The following is an 18624-nucleotide window of genomic DNA, read 5'->3' as shown; positions in this document are numbered from 1 at the left end:
CACACTCCATGAGCCCGAGGGAAACGAAAAATTAAGTTCTTACTGCAGAAGTATGAATCACATCATCTGTAAGAGAAGCCTTCTCTTTTCTGTTTGCAGCAAGCCCAGTTTCCAACTGCTTCTGTTTATCCAAATATTCTTCTAACCCGAAAATTTCAGTGAATAATTGTAATTGCTCTTCTGCTCCTGGTTCTCCAGCCATTTCTTTAGCTCTAGTAACAGGTTCACGAAGCAATTGATTCACGATACTCTTTGTATGCTTGCTTAATATCTTTCTTTCGCGATCTGTAAGATCTGGCAGCTTGCGTTCAATGCTCTGCATCGTTTCTGCTTGAATGTTTAACGCCTTTTCACGAAGAGCAGAGATTAATGGTACAACGCCAAGCAGTGAAATCCAGGACTGAAAAGCAACAATTTCAGCTTCAATCATAATCTCGATCTTTTCGGCCTCTTTCATTCGCTCCGCTAGATTAGATTCTACGATGCCCTCTAAATCATCAATATCATAGAGAAAAACGCTTTCCAAATCATGCAAAGCGGGATCTAAGTCTCGCGGAACAGCGATATCCACCATAAACAATGGAAGACCCTTACGTTTCTTTACAGCAGGTGCCGCTGTATCTTTCGTGATAACAAACTTACTTGCTCCAGTTGAAGAGATAACAATGTCTGCTTTTACGAGTAAGCTTTCAAGATTCTCAAACGGATGAGCAGTACCGTGAAACTTCTCCGCTACCTCTTGTGCTTTTTCAAAAGTACGATTGATCACTAAAACTTCATTTCCACCGCTTGCATGCAAATGTTTCGCAGTAAGTTCACCCATTTTGCCGGCTCCAACAATTAATATCGTTTTGTTTTGCAAACCGCCAAAAATTTTCTTCGCGAGTTCAACGGCTGCGTAGCTTACAGAAACAGCATTTTCACCGATATCAGTTTCAGAGTGACATTTTTTTGCAAACGTGATCGCTTGCTTCATAAGTTTATTAAAAATAGTGCCTGTAGCATCAAGCTTCTGTGATTCTAAGAAACCATCTTTCACTTGACCCAGTATTTGTGTTTCACCAATAACCATAGAGTCCAAGCCAGCTGTAACTCTAAAAAGATGCTCAACAGCAGCTTCTCCGTCTCTAATGTTTAAAAATGGTGAAAGTTCTTCTTTATCTATTGAAAACCAGTCCGCCAAAAAAGATTTGATGTAGTATCTTCCGGTATGAAGCTGATCGGCAACCGCATAGATTTCAGTACGGTTGCACGTTGAAACGATTACACATTCAAGTATACTTTTTTGTTTTCGGAGTGTAGAGATCGCATCAGATAATTCAGCAGGCTGAAATGAGACTTTTTCCCGAATTTCTACGGGTGCCGTTTTATAATTAAGTCCAACCACTAGAATATGCATGCGCTCACCTCCCTTAATTATGTATGTTCTATCATTATTATAACATGTCCTAAAATACGGAATATCCAATATTGTGAACAGAATATAAACGTTTATGCTATGATGGGTTTATCACATTTTAATGTGTGTTCAGCAGTTTTAGGATAACCATATTTACTAAAACTTAGCACCAATAATAAAAATAACAAATTTCGACCAATTTAGCAAAGGTTTACGTTTAAAATGGAGGCATTATGAAACAAAGAAACACTTTCAGCGGTATAATTTTACTCGGAATCGGATTATTCTATTTCGCTATGAGTATGGAAATCGAACTTCTTCAGCCTTATATGACCTGGCCCACTCTAATCGTAATTATTGGGATAGCCCTAATTATGCAAGCAGGGTCTGGCAAAGACTCGTCAAACTTGTTTTCAGGTGTTTTCTTAACAGGCCTGGGTTTGCATTTTCATGCTGCAGCAAAAGTAGCTGCATGGCCTGAGCCGCTTCAAATGATTATACTGCTTGCAGGAGTATCATTTCTGATTCAGTACAGAAAAACAAAAGAAGGACTTATCCCTGGGTTATTATTATCTCTGCTAGCTCTATGGTTACTGTTCTTTAAGAGTAATACCCCTTCTGTAGAAAATATATTTGTAAAAGCAGAAGATTTTTGGCCGATTATCTTAATGGTCCTAGGTGCTTACCTTATGTTTTTTAAAAAGAAGAAATAAGCAAAAACCCCTGTGTATCCAAAGTGATCACAGGGGTTTTTCTTTAAGATTTGCTCTCAGTAAGTTGTTTTGTCTGTTTTAACTTCTCTTCTTGGACAAGTTGATTGGAGTGTAAGGCGCGAGACTCCTCGAAAATTAAACTTCAAATTTTCTTCGTGCGATGTTTCGCTGCCGTAGCCTTCCTTGTCCTGCAGGACAGGCGGGCTGGTGAGACACTTAAGAGTAAAACGTTCGAATGTGGCTCACCGCCTGCCCTGCGGAAAGCGAGCGCCTGAAATGGAAATCAACTACTTCTTAGAAAACAGTTGAAGCTTTAAAAATGGTTCTTACTTCGTTAAATAAGAATTAAGAACTCCCCATGCTTCATCTTTTCCGTGTCCGGTTTCGGATGAGAAGAGTATGATCTTATCGGTCGGGTCCAAGTTTAAAGTTTCTTTAACTACTTTCTTATGTTTATCCCATTTTCCTTTTGGAATCTTATCACTTTTCGTCGCCACAACAATAACAGGCAGTTCGTGATATTTGAGCCAATCATACATTAACACATCATCTTTTGATGGTGGATGTCTGAGGTCAACGAGCTGAACGACCGCTTTTAACTGATCACGTTCAACCAGATATTGCTCGATCATCTTGCCCCACGCTTCTCTTTCTGTTTTTGACACTTTCGCGAATCCATATCCAGGTACATCCACGAAATAAAAACTTTCATTTAAGATATAAAAGTTTAAAGTTTGTGTTTTTCCTGGTCTAGAAGACGTTCTTGCTAGATTTTTACGATGAATCATCTTATTGATAAAAGATGATTTTCCTACATTCGATCGGCCTGCCAGAGCAATTTCCGGAAGATTGCCTTCCGGATATTGTTTTGGTCCAACTGCCGAAATTACGATTTCTGCTGTATTTACTTTCACTTTCCATCACCTGCTAATGCAACTTTTAATACTTCATCCAAATGAGAAACTGTTATAAATGATAAACCTTCTTTTACCGTATCAGGAATATCTTCTATGTCTTTTTCGTTATCTTTTGGAAGAATAATCGTCTTGATTCCCGCTCGATGTGCACTCAGCGATTTTTCTTTTAAACCGCCTATTGGCAGCACACGGCCTCTTAATGTAATTTCACCTGTCATGCCTACATCTTTTCTTACAGGCTTTTTCGTTAACGCAGATACAAGCGCTGTGGCAATAGTAATGCCCGCTGAAGGTCCATCTTTTGGTGTTGCGCCTTCAGGTACATGAATATGGATATCCGTTTTTTCGTAGAAATCCGCATCAATTCCGAGATCTTCTACTTTTGTTCGAACATAGCTTAATGCCGCCTGTGCTGATTCTTTCATCACATCGCCTAGTTTACCGGTAAGGATTAGCTTACCTTTACCTGGTGAAAGCGCTACTTCTATTGAAAGTGTATCCCCGCCTGCCGTCGTATAAGCTAAGCCAGTTGCTGCACCAATTTGGTCTTCTAGTTCCGCCTGTCCATAACGGAAACGAGGCTTACCTAGATAATCTTCAAGGTTTTTAGCTGAAAGCACAACCTTTTTCTTCTCTTCTGAAACAATCTGTTTGGCTGCTTTTCTACATAATCCTGCAATTTGGCGTTCAAGATTTCGCACACCAGCTTCCCGTGTATAGTTACGGACTAACTTTAAAATACTTTCATCCTTAAACTGAATCTGGCTCTTTTTTAAACCATGTTCTTTAAGCTGTTTTGGAATCAAGTGGTTTTTAGAAATGTGAAGCTTTTCTACTTCTGTATAACCAGCGATCGAAATAACTTCCATTCGATCTAAAAGCGGACCTGGAATCGTTGAAAGAGAGTTTGCCGTCGTCACAAACATAACTTTTGATAGATCATACGGCTCTTCAATGTAATGATCACTGAACGTACTATTCTGTTCAGGATCCAAAACTTCCAGCATAGCAGAGGACGGATCTCCTCTAAAGTCACTTGACATCTTATCGATTTCATCAAGCAAAAATACAGGATTTATCGTTCCTGCTTTTTTCATACCTTGAATTAACCTTCCTGGCATTGCTCCAACATACGTTCTTCGGTGACCTCTGATCTCAGCTTCATCCCGAACACCACCAAGGGAAATTCTCACAAAATTTCTGCCGACTGCACGTGCGATTGACCTAGCTAGTGAGGTTTTACCCACTCCAGGAGGTCCGACTAAACAAAGGATAGGTCCTTTCAGTGAGTTCGTCAGTTTTTGAACAGCTAGATATTCTAAAACTCTGTCTTTCACTTTTTCTAGTCCGTAATGATCTTCGTTTAACACCGTTTCTGCATGCGGAATATCAAGATTATCTATCGTTTCTTGTTTCCACGGAAGATTAACGAGCCACTCGATATACGTTCTTATAACCGAACTTTCTGCAGAAGAGTTTGGCATTTTTTCGTATCGATCCAGTTCTTTCTTAGCTAGCTCCATGACATGTTCTGGCATATCAGACGCTTCAATACGCTCTTTCAGCGTACTGACCTCACCAACTTTACCTTCTTTGTCACCAAGCTCTTTTTGGATGGCTTTCATCTGTTCACGCAAATAGTATTCCTTCTGCGTTTTTTCCATCGCTTTTTTAACACGCTGACCAATCTTCTTCTCAAGACCGAGTACTTCTTTTTCATTGTTTAACAAAGAAAGCAAGTGTTCAAGCCTTTCTTTCACATCGAAGATCTCAAGAATTTTTTGTTTTTCTTTAATCTTGAGGGAAAGGTGTGAAGATATAACGTCCGCCAATCGCCCAGGCTCTGTAATATCTTGAACAGAGGCAAGAGTCTCAGGAGTCACTTTCTTTGATAGATTTATGTATTGTTCGAATTGTGCCAGAACTCCTCGCATCAACGCTTCCGTTTCAGCTTCTTTCACATCAACATCATCTGTTAGCTCTACTTCTACTTCCGTATGGGTTTTTTCATCCATAAAAGCAGTGATTTTCCCGCGTTTAATACCTTCTACTAGTACTCGTATCGTGCCGTTTGGCAGTTTGAGCATCTGATTGACTTTTGATAACGTTCCTACATTATAAATTTCCTCTTCAGCTGGATCTTCAATAGATACCTCTTTTTGTGTAGATAGAAAAATCATCTGGTCATCAAGCATAACTTTTTCAAGCGCTTGAATGGACTTTTCTCTTCCTACATCAAGATGAAGCACCATCGTTGGATAGACCAACAATCCGCGTAGAGGGAGGAGCGGAAGAACTCGTTTTTCCCCCATTAAAAACACCTCCGAAAACTGCTATGTAATCATTAATTATATGCATAGTCTTTGTACAATTCTACCGATAATGCTTAACTTTGTCTAATGTAAGCTATGGTTTTCTATAAAGCCTGTGTGACCTGACTCTAGAAGCGGAATAAAAAGAAACCCCCTTCTTCTCCTTAAACAGAAGAAGGAGGGGAGTTTAATGCTGCTGATGCAGGTACGGATTGCTCTTCACTCTCATCTAAAAAGGCATGCTGAAAGACTTCCGAGAGTTTTTTCACCGGGATGATTTCCACATCTTCAATGCTGTCAAATATCTTTTGATTATTTTCAAACGGAATGAGTACACGTTTAGCACCTGCGTCTTTAGCAGCCAATATTTTGGCCATTACCCCTCCGACCGGCTTTACTTTTCCGTGAATACTAATTTCCCCTGTCATCGCGAGCTCATGATCAATTTTTATATTATGAATCGCAGAATAGATGGAAGATGCAATGGCGATTCCCGCTGAAGGACCATCTACCGGACCGCCTCCTGGAAAGTTAACGTGAATATCATACATGCTTGCGTCTACTCCCATATATCGAAGAACGGTAATGACGTTTTCTACTGAACCTTTAGCCATACTTTTTCTTCTAATGGACTTTGATTGATTTCCGATACTCTCTTCCTCGGCAATTCCTGTTATTGTAATAGTACCCTGTTTCTTAGCAGGAAGAACGGTCGTCTCAATCTCTAACAACGCTCCGCTTGTAGGGCCATACACAGCAAGACCATTTACTAAACCAATCTTAGGCTTTTCTCCAATTTTCCGCTCTGGCCTTGGTGCCATCCTGCTTGAATGTGTAACCCACTCTACATCACTTTTTGTAATACTTTTACGTTGTTCTGTAATCGCTAATCCCGCTGCTATCTGAATCATGTTGACAGCTTCTCGGCCATTTCTTGCATATTGAGCCATGTATTTTAATGACTCTTCATCAATTCCTAGTTGGATTTTATCTGCAGCTCTTTTTGCGATCTGCTCGATTTCAGCCGGCTGTAATTCTCTAAAAAATACTTCTAAACATCTTGAACGAATCGCAGGTGGAAGTTCTTCTGGCATTCGTGTTGTTGCCCCGATCATACGGAAATCGGCAGGCAGACCGTTTTGGAAAATATCATGAATATGCTGAGGAATGTTTGCGTTCTCCTCAGAATAATAAGCACTTTCTAAAAAAACCTTCCGATCTTCTAATACTTTTAAGAGTTTGTTCATCTGAATAGGGTGAAGCTCACCGATCTCATCTATAAATAAAACTCCACCATGCGCATTCGTAACCGCACCTTGTTTAGGCTGCGGAATTCCTGCCTGTCCCATCGCACCAGCACCTTGGTAAATAGGATCATGAACAGAACCAATTAGAGGATCTGCTATTCCCCGTTCATCAAAACGGGCTGTAGTTGCATCTAATTCAACAAAAACAGCTGTCGAACGAAAAGGTGATGTGTTATTTCGTTTTGCTTCTTCTAAAACTAAACGAGCAGCTGCTGTTTTCCCTACTCCTGGTGGTCCATAGACAATAACATGTTGGGGATTAGGTCCACATAACGCCGCTTTCAAAGCTTTTATCCCATCTTCTTGTCCAATAATATCTTCAAATTTGCCAGGACGTACTCGTTCAGACAATGGTTCTGATAACGAGATCGAACGCATTCTTCTGAGCTGTTCCATCTCTTTTCTTGATTCTTTATCTACGCTCACTTTTTGAGAACGCTGGTTTCTCAGCAGGTTCCAAAAATACAGACCGATTATGATTCCAAAAAATAATTGAATGAGTAATGCTATGCCAGTCCAGTTCATTGTTTTTCCTCCCGGTACCTATGTAGTGATAATCATAGTATCTCCGAGGAGGTGGTTAACTAAACGGTAATCCTGTTAAAAAGAAAGGAATGATGAGAAATGTTCTTTATAGTAGAGAACTGCGGGGAACTGCAACTAGGAAGTTCTTTTTTTAATATGAAATCATCGAAACAATCAGTTTGGTACAAAACTGATCGCGTTTTTGTTCTGAGAGGTAACTTTTTAAGACATTAAAGAGTAGGCTTTTGCTGGGGCATGCGATAAATGTACTTTTCACAAAAACATACATACCTTATGTGCGTTTGGGAGTAACAGCCCAAAATATATTCACATTAAATGACTTTTATTCACGTTAACTTAGATTATATTCACGTTAATATAAATAATTTCACGTTATTCCAAATAATTTCACGTTAGCAAGGTTTCGGTTTCGGCGGCAGCGATATTCTTGAAAACAAACAAAAAAGACCAGCATAAGCTGGCCTTAAAATTAAGCACTCTCTTTTGGAGTTTCTTTTGATTGTTCAATTACAGTACCATCTTCAAGCTCTAACGTTGGAGGTACTTTGTCAGAGATCGTTTCTTTCGTTACGATACATTTGACAACGTCTTCTCTAGATGGCAGCTCGAACATAACGTCAAGCATAACCCCTTCAATAATCGAACGAAGTCCACGGGCACCCGTTTTACGTTCGATCGCTTGTGCAGAGATCTCTCGAAGAGCTTCATCTGTAAATTCTAATTCTACACCATCAATATCCAATAGTTTTTGATATTGTTTTACAAGTGCATTCTTAGGCTTTGTTAAGATTTCAATCAATGCGTCCTCATCTAAAGGATTCAAGTTTGAAATGACCGGTAAACGACCGATAAATTCTGGAATTAGACCAAAACGAAGCAAGTCTTCTGGAAGAACTTTTGATAAGTATTCTCCAGCTTTTAAGTCCGCTTGCTTAGAGTCAGAACTAAAACCGATTACTTTTTTCCCGAGGCGGCGCTTGATAATTTGTTCAATTCCATCAAATGCACCACCGCAAATGAATAGAATATTCGTAGTGTCAATCTGGATAAACTCTTGATGAGGGTGCTTTCTTCCTCCTTGTGGCGGAACACTCGCTACCGTACCTTCAAGAATTTTAAGAAGTGCTTGTTGAACACCTTCACCTGAAACATCTCTTGTAATAGAAGGATTTTCAGATTTACGTGCAATCTTATCGATCTCATCAATATAGATGATTCCTTTTTCTGCTTTTTCTACATCATAATCAGCAGACTGAATCAATTTAAGAAGGATGTTTTCTACGTCCTCTCCAACATACCCAGCTTCTGTTAAAGATGTAGCATCGGCAATTGCAAAAGGTACATTTAAGATACGAGCCAATGTTTGAGCAAGAAGGGTTTTCCCGCTACCCGTTGGTCCGATCATTGCAATATTACTTTTTGCAAGTTCAACTTCATCCGATTTTTGAGTAGAATTAATACGCTTATAATGATTGTAAACGGCTACAGAAAGAGATTTCTTTGCCTGATCCTGTCCGATTACATACTCATCAAGTATCTTTCGAATTTCAACTGGTTTTGGTACTTCTTTTAGTTCTACATCCTCTTCTGTACCTAGTTCTTCCTCTACGATTTCTGTACAGAGTTCGATACACTCATCACAAATATATACACCTGGTCCAGCAACCAGTTTTCTTACTTGATCTTGTGTTTTGCCACAGAAAGAACACTTCAATTGCCCTTTTTCATCATTAAATTTAAACAATGATATCACCCCTAAAACAAGAATATGGATGAAACGCTTGACCCGATTTCAGATATTTTCTGAAGGAAAGTCTGTTTTATTTATTTCGACTGCTTAAGCATTCCGTTGATTATAATGGATTGTATCACACTTCCATATTAAAACGGAAATAATAACGCTTAATAAATATGTATGGTATGGCTCTATATAAGTATGAACAATCCTACGAGTTTTAAAACCTATTTTTCAAATAGGGGTAGTAATTACCCATATTTTGTTATGTATTGCAAAACAAGGCACGATAAATAAGGAATCGCGCCTTGTTTCATTTTAAACTGATTAAATTATTTTAATTAAGCAGTCTTGCTGTTTTCAACAAGAAAATCAATCGCTTTACGCACTTTCAAGTCAGCAGCAACTGCGTCATTTCCACCTTGCATTGCTAGCATTTGCTTGATTTGTTCTACTTCCATTTTGTACATTTCAGCCATCTTGCTAAGTTCTGCATCGATTTCTTCTTCAGAAACTTCAATGTTTTCAGCTTCAACGATTGCTTCTAGTACAAGGTTAGTACGAACGCGCTTTCCAGCATCTTCTTTCATTTGTTCACGAAGAGCTTCTTCGCTAGTACCAGAGAACTGGTAGTAAAGGTCAAGGTTCATACCTTGCATTTGCAAGCGCTGACCGAATTCTTGTACCATACGATCAAGCTCAGTATTAACCATTGCTTCCGGGATATCCAACTCAGCGTTTTCAGAAGCTTTTTCAATCACAGTTTCACGTGTTTTGTTTTCAGCTTCTTGCTTTTTGCTTTCTTCAAGCTTAGTGCGAAGTTCTTTTTTAAGATCTTCTAATGTTTCAGCATCGCCTTCAGCTTCTTTAGCGAACTCATCGTTTAGTTCTGGAAGTTGTTTAGATTTGATGTCATGAATTTTCACTTTGAATACAGCAGGCTTACCAGCTAGCTCTTCAGCATGATATTCTTCAGGGAAATTAACGTTAACGTCTTTTTCCGCACCAGCTTTTTCACCAACTAGTTGCTCTTCAAAGCCTGGGATGAAAGAACCAGATCCGATTTCAAGTGAATAGTTCTCAGCTTTTCCACCTTCGAACGCTTCTCCATCTACGAATCCTTCAAAATCGATATTTACAGTGTCACCGTTCTCAACAGTACCTTCTTCTTTAACAACTAGCTCAGCTTGTTGTTCTTGTAAAGAAGTTAGTTCGTTTTGAACATCTTCATCTGTAACTTCAGTTTCAGTCTTTTCTACTTCAAGACCTTTGTAATCACCTAGTTTAACTTCAGGCTTAACAGTTACTTTTGCCGTGAATACTAGGTTGCTTCCTTGCTCCATTTTTTCGATGTCAACTTCTGGACGATCAACAGGCTCGATACCTGTTTCTTGTACAGCGTCTCCATATGCTTTTGGCAATAGGATATCTAGAGCGTCTTGATATAAAGATTCTACTCCAAAACGTTGCTCAAAAAGTCGGCGCGGCATTTTCCCTTTACGGAATCCTGGTACGTTAACTTGCTTTACAACTTTTTTGAACGCTTGATCAAGCGCTGTATCTACTTCAGTAGCCTCAACTTCAACCGTTAAGACACCTTGATTGCCTTCTAACTTTTCCCATTTAGCAGTCATTAAATGTTCCCTCCAACATCGGTATTTCCATAACTATCATATAGATTACAACCATTCCATTATAGCATAGCCGTTCTGTATTTCAACAAGTTACATCACTTTCTCGTTAAGTCTGCATATAAAATCTTTCCAATTCAACGAGAAGCTTTACTGCATTTTGCAATTCTTCTTCTTCGTTTTCTATTTCTTCTTCTATTCCACATAGAATGGATGCCGCTAAAACGGAGGCTTCATACCATAGAAGTTTGTTTTCAGGCTTTGGAGAAAAAGGATAAAGAGCCAGCGTGTAATCCTTCCATACAGCAAGTGCAATGTCTAGTAATGATGGGTTTTCTTGTTCAAGCTCATCTTGAATTAATGTTTTTACTTCCTTATAAAAAGGATGTTCGTTTAATTCTGGCAGTTTTGCTATGTCGATTTCATCGGTTTGACCGTATTTTTCAACTTTAACCGTTTTATTTATTTGATTTTCTTTTAAATATTGAAGGATCAGACTTTTTACAGCCGGATGTTTTTTCTCATCCACTAAAAAAGATTCAAACATCGGAACGGTCATTTCAGGTCCAAGCCGTTTTAACTGCTGAACAGCAATCCATTGCGAGTCTGCTCTCTCACTGGACAGCATCTCTTTTAATGCTTGAAAATCCGGATTAGGATTTACCGTTGGTTCAGGATCTTTTTTAACTTCTGGAACTCCTTCTTGTTCGATTACTTTTCTGCTGAATTGAAGGAGCTGATAAAACGTTTCTGCTTTGTCAGCTGGAATCTTCTGCTCTTCTAAGACCGCCTCAATTACAGAAACCACGGTTATGTATTCAGATAGCTGCACTAAAATGCTTAAATAAATCTGAAGAACATCGTAATATTCACCGATTCCTTCTTTAAGCATTCGGTCACATCTCATTTTTGCTTCGTGTAATCTGCCCAGCTCAACCAAACTTAATACGAGCCCAAGGTTACCTTGTGAATGCATAGGATCAGAATGAAGCAATTGTTCAAAACAAGAAAGTGCTTCATCGTATTTTTTGTTTTTTAATGAATCCATGCCTTTTTCTAAAAGTCGTCCATTTAAATTAGGAAACCGAATGATTTTATTTTTGTTGCTCTTATCGTTTGTCATCACAACTCTCCGCTTCCGTTAATGTTTGACTAAAGAATAGCAGGTTCACGAGGGGAACTCAAGACAACCTATTGTAATGTGACAGATTTGCTTTATCACATAAAAAGTGGTCGATATCACATAAAAAATGACTTATATCATATAAAAATTGTACATCATCATATAAAAATCTTTCCGTTTTATGAAGATACCGTAAAAAACCCCTCAGAGAAGAAAGTTCCTCTCTAAGGGTTTTTTACACCTAACTTATTCTCTTCATATTCAGCTTGTCGGCCATCCCTTTGTACAGCGACCATTTTACAGGATCCACATTCCCTCCGCTTATGATGAGCCCGACTTTCTGATCAAGTGCAAGGTGACTATGAAACAGGACTGCCGCTAGACTTGCAGCGCCTGCACCCTCCACGACCACTTTTTCTCGTTCGAGCATAAACATCATAGCGTAAGCAATTTGTTCTTCTGAAACCGTGACCATTTCATCTACATATTTTGAAATCACAGGAACGGTAATCTCTCCGGGTTTAACAACCGCGATCCCATCCGCGATCGAAGTACAGCGTGATAATGTTTTTTTAGAAGTACCCGTGAAAGCTTGATAAACAGCACTGGCGTTAACAGATTGCACGCCGACTACTTTCACGTCTGGTCTGACAGATTTAACTGCCAAAGCGATGCCTGCAAGTAAGCCGCCCCCTCCTACTGGTACGACAATCGTTTTTAATTCAGGGTTTTGCTGAAGCATCTCAAGTGCAACCGTACTTTGACCTGCAATCACGTCATAATCGTCAAATGGATGAACAAAAACACCGCCGTTCACCATCTCTTCTCTCTTAGCTGCTTCATATGCAGCTTGATAATTATCACCTTCTAAGACAATATCTGCGCCATAAGATTTTACTGCTTCGATTTTGGAAAGCGGTGCATTTTCCGGCATAAAGATTTTTGATTTGATACCACGCAATGAACAGGAAAGCGCCAATCCTTGTGCATGGTTTCCTGCTGAAGCAGCAATAACACCTCTTGCGCACTCTAACTCATTTAGTGTAGAAACTTTATAATAAGCTCCCCTTAGTTTGAAAGAGCCAGTTTTCTGCATGTTTTCAAGTTTCATATACACATTTCCGCCCGTCCACTTGTTTAACGTTGTAGATTGCTTGAGTGGTGTACGGTGCGCAATTTTTGACACTTCCTCCATCGCGTGAAATAAACGTTCCCCTGTGATTGTTAAATTCCCATTGTCAGTTCACAATCCTCTCATCTTCATATTTTTTAATGTTTGCTTCCTGTTGAAGAGTGACAGAAATTTCATCCCATCCGTTCAGGAGCATTTTTTTCCAATACGGGTCAAACTCAAACCAGAAAACATCTCCGTTTGGATTCGCAACGTGCTGTTCTTCCAGATTCACTTTCAGATTCTCAATAACTTGCTTTGAAGAATTCTTACGAAGCTGTTGAATCTCATTTTCGGATAACCTGATAGGCAATATTCCATTTTTTACACAGTTGTTAAAAAATATATCAGCGAAGCTTTCTGCGATAATTACTTGAAAACCATAGTCCTTAAGTGCCCATGGTGCATGCTCTCTCGATGAACCGCATCCAAAGTTTTTACCTGTAACTAAAATGGAAGCTCCTTTTGTTTCTTCTTGATTTAATTCGAATGCGGAGTTTTCGCTCCCGTCAGAGAGATATCTCCAGTCATAAAACAAAAACTCGCCGTACCCTGCTTTATCAATTTTTTTCAAAAATTGCTTTGGGATGATTTGATCGGTATCTACATGATTACGGTCAAGGACCGCGGCACTACCCGAATGTGTCTTAAACCCCGGCATAACGATTCACCTCCAGTTCCTTAACAGGCAGTACAGAACGAACATCTGTAAATTTCCCTTTCAAGGCAGCAGCAGCGGCCATAATTGGACTAACTAGGTGTGTTCTCGCCCCTTTTCCTTGTCTTCCGGCAAAATTCCGGTTCGAAGTAGATGCACATCTTTCTCCTTCTGGAACGATATCATCATTCATCCCAAGACACATTGAACAGCCTGATTCTCTCCATTGAAATCCTGCATCCAAAAAAATCTGATGCAAGCCGAGTTTCTCAGCTTCTTTTTTAACCGATTGTGAACCAGGTACTACGATTGCACGTACATCTGGATGAACTTTCAAACCCTCTACAACTTTTGAAGCTTCGATTAAATCACTGAGCCTTGAGTTCGTACATGACCCAATAAACACATGCTGAACAGGTATCTCTTCTATTTTTTCATTGCCTTTAAAGCCCATATAAGTGAGAGCATTTTGCAAAGATTGTTTTTCTTCACTTGAGAATGACGGATCATCTGCAGGAATCACTCCACTGACCGGCAGACACATTGAAGGCGTTGTACCCCATGTGACCATCGGTTCAATCTCTGAAGCATTGATTTCAATGACGTGATCAAACTTTGCTTCTGGATCACTTGCTAGCTTACTCCAGCTCTCACAACTTTGTTTAAAATCTTGATTTTTCGGGGAATAGCGCTTGCCCTCGATATATTCAAAAGTAGTCTCATCAGGAGAGATAACCGATGCTTTGGCACCTGCCTCGATCGACATATTACAAAGCGTCATTCTTTCTTCCATCGAGAACTCTCTGACTGTACTGCCAGAAAACTCTATGATATATCCTGTGCCAACATTTGTTCCAAATTTCGCAATGAACCATAAAATCACATCTTTAGCTGTGACGCCAAAACCTAAATCCCCTTCAATATTGACCTTCATCTGTTTCGGTTTGTTCTGCCATAGTGTTTGAGTAGCAAGAACATGCTCCACTTCACTCGTGCCGATTCCAAATGCGAGTGCTCCAAACGCACCGTGTGTGGAAGTGTGGCTGTCTCCACACACGATCGTTTTACCTGGCAGAGTCAATCCCAGTTCAGGTCCAATAACGTGAACGATTCCTTGCTGTTCAGAATTTAGTCCTTCGAGCTGGATACCAAATTCTTCACAGTTTTTTTCAAGTGTTTCTACCTGCAAGCGGGATGTCTCATCTTTTATATTAAAACGGTCTACTGTCGGGATGTTATGATCCATCGTGGCAAAACATAAATCCGGTCTTCTAACTGTTCTGTTTTTTTCTCTTAATCCAGCAAAAGCTTGAGGTGATGTCACTTCATGAATTAAATGCAGGTCAATGTAAAGAAGGTCTGGTTTATTTTCTTCTTTTACGACAACATGTCTATCCCAAAGTTTATCAATTATTGTTTTACTCAAAGAAATTCCTCCTTACACATAAACCTCTAGAAGTGTTGCGCTTGTTGAATCCTCAAGCATTCTAAAATGAATTTGATTAACCATTTCTTTTGTCGAAACGAGAGTGCCCGTTCCATCATAAATATCCTGTGTGCGATAACCTGCTTGAAGTGTTTCAAACACAGCCAATTCTACAGCTGCCGCTTCTTTTTCTAATCCAAAGGAATGGCGAAACATCATCCCTACACTTAGAATCATTCCAATAGGATTTGCTTTTCCCGTTCCTGCAATATCAGGTGCTGAACCATGGATGGGTTCATAAAGACCTGGACCGCTCTCACTAAGAGAAGCAGAAGGCATCATGCCCAGGGATCCGGTAATTACAGAAGCTTCATCAGACAAAATATCTCCGAACATGTTTTCCGTAACGATTACATCGAAACTTGAAGGATTACTTATCATTCTCATAGCAGCATAGTCTACCAGTACGTGCTCTGTTTCTACATTTGGGTATTTTTTCGCCGTTTCTTCAACGATCTCTCTCCACAACTTGCTTGTTTCAAGAACGTTTGCCTTATCGACAGATGTTACTTTCCTTCTTCTTGCAGCAGCCAGTTCATACGCTTTTTCTACGATCCTCGTAATCTCTTCTCGCGTATAAGATAACGTATCAACTGCTCCGTCACCGTTTCTTGTCTTCGGTTCCGAAAAATAGATTCCGCCCGTTAATTCCCTAACAAAAACAAAATCGGCTCCTTTAACCCTGCTTGATTTAAGAGGAGATAGATGTTCAAGGCCAGGAAAGACTTGAACAGGTCTTACGTTGGCAAAAACATTTAATGCTTTTCTTAATGCTAATAATCCCTGTTCTGGCCGGACGTTTCCTTTATCCCATTTCGGACCGCCGACTGCTCCAAGCAGTACAGCATCACTTCCTTTACAGAATTCTAATGTGTCATCCGGCAAGGGAGTGCCTTCCTGGTCAATAGCAGCACCTCCAAATACTTTTTCAGTCGTTTCGAATTGATGACCGAACCGTGTTGCTACACCATCCAGTACTTGCAGAGCACCCTTGACCACTTCTGGTCCGATGCCGTCACCAGGCAAAACTGCTATCTTCTTTTTCATCTAACATCCCTCCTAAATTTTAAATACTAATCTGTTCGTAACTCTTCTTCTCAGAATGGAGCTGCAGTTTATTAAATGCATGAACATAGGCTTTAGCCGAAGCTTCCAAAACATCTTGAGCTGTACCGCTGCCATTGATTTCATGACCGTCACTAACAATCTGAACAAAAACTTGTGCAAGTGCATCTCTGCCAGCACCGACAGATTGAATTCTATAATCTGTTAGTTTGAGTGATGATGGCAGCATCTTGCTAAGCGTATTGTAGATTGCTTCAACACTTCCCGAGCCTGTTGCTGCGTCTTGAATTAATGTGCCATCTGGAGTCAGCAATCGTAATGTCGCTGTTGGAATTTGATTCGTTCCGTAGTTCACTTGAATATCTTTTAACTGATACAGCGGTACTTCCGGCTGGATTTTATGGTCGATCAACAAGGCAAAGATATCTTCTTCTGTCATTTCTTTTTTCCGATCAGCTAACTGTTTAAAATCCTCAAAAAGAACTTTTAGTTTGCTGTCATCAGGATGAAACCCTAGTTTGTGCAGGTAATCCTTAAAAGCATGTCTTCCGGAATGTTTACCTAGCACAAGTTGATTAGACGGAACTCCAACAAGTTCTGGTGTGATAATCTCATACGTAGATTTTTCCTTTAGTACACCATCTTGATGAATACCTGATTCATGAGCAAAAGCGTTCTTTCCAACTACCGCTTTATTTGGAGGAACCGCAATTCCAGTCAACCGGCTCACAAGTTGGCTCGTACGGCTAATCTCATTTAATTTCAGGTTCGTTTTTGCTTTATAAAAGTCTTCACGAATGGCTAATGCTACGGCAATCTCCTCAAGTGATGCATTTCCAGCTCTTTCACCGATTCCGTTAATCGTACATTCCACCTGATTAGCGCCATTTTCAATAGCTGATAGGGAGTTAGCTACTGCCATACCTAGATCGTCGTGACAATGTGCTGATAAAATAGCGTTTTCTATATTAGGTACATTATTTAAAAGAAAACGGAAAATCTTACCGTATTCTTCTGGATTCGTAAAACCAACTGTATCTGGTATGTTAATCACCGTTGCTCCTGCATTAATGACCTTCTCTACGATACGAGCTAAAAACACAAGATCCGATCGGCAGGCATCTTCAGCAGACCATTGGACTACCGGGAATTTTTGCCGAGCGTATTTTACTGCTCCAACAGCAATCTCTACTACCTGGTCAGGTGTTTTCTTTAATTTATACGTCATATGGATGGGAGACGTTGCAAGAAAGACATGCAGCCTTGGTTCGGCAGAATTCTTAAGAGCTTCCCATGCGTAATCAATATCACTCGTGTTTGATCTCGCCAATCCTGTAACCGTTGAGTTTTTCACGGTAGAGGCTATTTTTTTTACAGCTTCTAAATCACCTTTAGAGGCAGCAGGAAAGCCTGCCTCCAATACATCAACACCAAGCCGTTCAAGCCTTTTCGCTATTTCAAGTTTTTCAGCTGTATTAAGGTTTACCCCGGCTGTCTGCTCACCATCCCTCAATGTTGTGTCAAAGATTTTAATTTTTCGCACTAGCTACGGCCTCCTTCTTTTGTTTGGCCTTCACGAATGGCATCATTTCTCGTAATTCCCTCCCTACCTTTTCAATAGGGTGGTTCTTCTCACGGTTGTTCACAACATGGAAGACAGGTCGGTTAGCTTGGTTTTCTAAAATCCAGCTCTTTGCAAACTCACCGGATTGAACGTCTTTTAATACTTCTTTCATAGATTCTTTTACTCTTTCATCAATAACGCGCGGTCCTGATTGAAAGTCACCCCACTGTGCCGTATCTGAAATGGAGTATCTCATACCCTCTAATCCACCTTCGTACATCAGGTCAACGATCAGTTTCAGTTCATGCAAACATTCAAAGTAAGCAACTTCAGGCTGATAACCAGCTTCTGTTAGTGTTTCGAATCCTGCTTTTACTAGAGAAGATAACCCGCCGCAAAGAACAGCCTGTTCTCCAAAAAGGTCAGTTTCTGTTTCTTCTTGAAAGCTCGTTTCAAGAACACCCGCTCTAGCCGATCCAATTCCTTTTGCATAGCTAAGAGCTGTTTCCCGAGCTGTTCCTGTAGCATCTTGATATACCGCAAAAAGTGCCGGTACACCTTCTCCCGCTTCAAAAGTACGTCGCACTAAATGACCTGGTCCCTTTGGAGCGACTAAGAAAACATCTACATCTTGAGGAGGTACCACTTGGTGATAATGAACATTGAATCCGTGAGCAAATACGAGCGCATTGCCAGCTGATAGTTCTGGCAGGATCTCATTTTTGTACACTTCAGGCTGCCTTTCATCCGGAAGTAAAACCATAACAACCTCTGCAAGCCTTGCTGCTTCACGAACTGGATATACGTCAAAACCATCTTTAACTGCTTCATCAAAAGAGCGACCTTCACGTACACCGACAACCACATCATATCCGCTTTCTTTTAAGTTCAATGCGTGTGCATGTCCTTGTGATCCGTAGCCTACTACCGCTACCTTCTTATTCTTTAATACGTCGTTTGAAAGATCGTTTTCGTAATATACTTTAGCCATTTTAAT

General features: G+C 40.0%; 14 protein-coding genes. 1 reads left to right on the top strand and 13 read right to left on the bottom strand.

From position 1 onward, the window contains the following. Positions 1-31 precede the first annotated feature (31 nt). Positions 32-1399: a glutamyl-tRNA reductase gene (gene hemA, locus P8610_RS01300; RefSeq protein ID WP_394602821.1), complete on the bottom strand. Its 1368-nt coding sequence runs from the start codon at positions 1397-1399 to the stop codon at positions 32-34. A 233-nt stretch (positions 1400-1632) separates the two neighbouring features. Here hemA and P8610_RS01295 point away from each other — a divergent pair, with 233 nt between their 5' ends. Continuing rightward, on the top strand, positions 1633-2112 hold the full coding sequence (locus P8610_RS01295; RefSeq protein WP_394602820.1) for a hypothetical protein: 480 nt from the start codon (positions 1633-1635) through the stop codon (positions 2110-2112). Positions 2113-2438: 326 nt separating this feature from the next. Here P8610_RS01295 and yihA read toward each other — a convergent pair whose 3' ends face one another. The 12 genes from yihA to ilvC all read right to left on the bottom strand — a co-directional run bounded on the left by yihA (position 2439) and on the right by ilvC (position 18618). Continuing rightward, entirely contained in the window at positions 2439-3026 is a 588-nt protein-coding gene (gene yihA / locus P8610_RS01290) for a ribosome biogenesis GTP-binding protein YihA/YsxC (RefSeq protein WP_289494945.1), read from the bottom strand. Further along, positions 3023-5341 (bottom strand): endopeptidase La, encoded by a 2319-nt coding sequence (gene lon / locus P8610_RS01285; RefSeq protein WP_394602819.1) that lies wholly within the window; start codon positions 5339-5341, stop codon positions 3023-3025. The genes yihA and lon overlap by 4 nt, the downstream gene beginning before the upstream one ends. Before the next feature lie 164 nt (positions 5342-5505). Continuing rightward, entirely contained in the window at positions 5506-7173 is a 1668-nt protein-coding gene (gene lonB, locus P8610_RS01280) for an ATP-dependent protease LonB (RefSeq protein WP_289494943.1), read from the bottom strand. A 490-nt stretch (positions 7174-7663) separates the two neighbouring features. Then, entirely contained in the window at positions 7664-8938 is a 1275-nt protein-coding gene (clpX, locus tag P8610_RS01275) for an ATP-dependent protease ATP-binding subunit ClpX (RefSeq protein WP_289494942.1), read from the bottom strand. 332 nt (positions 8939-9270) lie between these two features. Next, positions 9271-10563: a trigger factor gene (gene tig / locus P8610_RS01270; RefSeq protein WP_394602818.1), complete on the bottom strand. Its 1293-nt coding sequence runs from the start codon at positions 10561-10563 to the stop codon at positions 9271-9273. Positions 10564-10669: 106 nt separating this feature from the next. Beyond that, the gene (locus P8610_RS01265) at positions 10670-11683 is read right to left on the bottom strand and encodes a tetratricopeptide repeat protein (RefSeq protein WP_394602817.1); all 1014 of its coding nucleotides are present in this window, start codon (positions 11681-11683) and stop codon (positions 10670-10672) included. A 241-nt stretch (positions 11684-11924) separates the two neighbouring features. Next, positions 11925-12878 (bottom strand): threonine ammonia-lyase, encoded by a 954-nt coding sequence (gene ilvA / locus P8610_RS01260; protein WP_394602816.1) that lies wholly within the window; start codon positions 12876-12878, stop codon positions 11925-11927. Between the two features lie 43 nt (positions 12879-12921). Beyond that, on the bottom strand, positions 12922-13515 hold the full coding sequence (leuD, locus tag P8610_RS01255) for a 3-isopropylmalate dehydratase small subunit (RefSeq protein ID WP_394602815.1): 594 nt from the start codon (positions 13513-13515) through the stop codon (positions 12922-12924). Continuing rightward, entirely contained in the window at positions 13502-14938 is a 1437-nt protein-coding gene (gene leuC, locus P8610_RS01250; protein WP_394602814.1) for a 3-isopropylmalate dehydratase large subunit, read from the bottom strand. The genes leuD and leuC overlap by 14 nt, the downstream gene beginning before the upstream one ends. Before the next feature lie 12 nt (positions 14939-14950). Next, positions 14951-16045 (bottom strand): 3-isopropylmalate dehydrogenase, encoded by a 1095-nt coding sequence (leuB, locus tag P8610_RS01245; protein WP_394602813.1) that lies wholly within the window; start codon positions 16043-16045, stop codon positions 14951-14953. A 19-nt stretch (positions 16046-16064) separates the two neighbouring features. Further along, positions 16065-17606, bottom strand: a complete 1542-nt coding sequence (locus P8610_RS01240) for a 2-isopropylmalate synthase (RefSeq protein ID WP_394602812.1) — start codon at positions 17604-17606, stop codon at positions 16065-16067. After that, complete coding sequence (gene ilvC / locus P8610_RS01235) at positions 17593-18618, bottom strand: ketol-acid reductoisomerase (protein ID WP_394602811.1); 1026 nt, start codon at positions 18616-18618, stop codon at positions 17593-17595. Before ilvC ends, P8610_RS01240 begins: the two co-directional genes overlap by 14 nt. Positions 18619-18624 lie beyond the last annotated feature (6 nt).

Source organism: Fictibacillus sp. UD (assembly GCF_043558025.1).
In the GTDB taxonomy this organism is placed as follows: domain Bacteria; phylum Bacillota; class Bacilli; order Bacillales; family Fictibacillaceae; genus Fictibacillus.
Note: the sequence above shows the minus strand (reverse complement) of the source record. Positions and strands in the feature narration are given on the sequence as shown.

Bases quoted from the DNA above. Each gene is read 5' to 3' on its own strand.
- hemA (WP_394602821.1), bottom strand. From the start codon at position 1,399: ATGCATATTCTAGTGGTTGGACTTAATTATAAAACGGCACCCGTAGAA.
- P8610_RS01295 (WP_394602820.1), top strand. From the start codon at position 1,633: ATGAAACAAAGAAACACTTTCAGCGGTATAATTTTACTCGGAATCGGA.
- lon (WP_394602819.1), bottom strand. From the start codon at position 5,341: ATGGGGGAAAAACGAGTTCTTCCGCTCCTCCCTCTACGCGGATTGTTG.
- lonB (WP_289494943.1), bottom strand. From the start codon at position 7,173: ATGAACTGGACTGGCATAGCATTACTCATTCAATTATTTTTTGGAATC.
- tig (WP_394602818.1), bottom strand. From the start codon at position 10,563: ATGACTGCTAAATGGGAAAAGTTAGAAGGCAATCAAGGTGTCTTAACG.
- P8610_RS01265 (WP_394602817.1), bottom strand. From the start codon at position 11,683: ATGACAAACGATAAGAGCAACAAAAATAAAATCATTCGGTTTCCTAAT.
- ilvA (WP_394602816.1), bottom strand. From the start codon at position 12,878: ATGGAGGAAGTGTCAAAAATTGCGCACCGTACACCACTCAAGCAATCT.
- leuD (WP_394602815.1), bottom strand. From the start codon at position 13,515: ATGCCGGGGTTTAAGACACATTCGGGTAGTGCCGCGGTCCTTGACCGT.
- leuB (WP_394602813.1), bottom strand. From the start codon at position 16,045: ATGAAAAAGAAGATAGCAGTTTTGCCTGGTGACGGCATCGGACCAGAA.
- ilvC (WP_394602811.1), bottom strand. From the start codon at position 18,618: ATGGCTAAAGTATATTACGAAAACGATCTTTCAAACGACGTATTAAAG.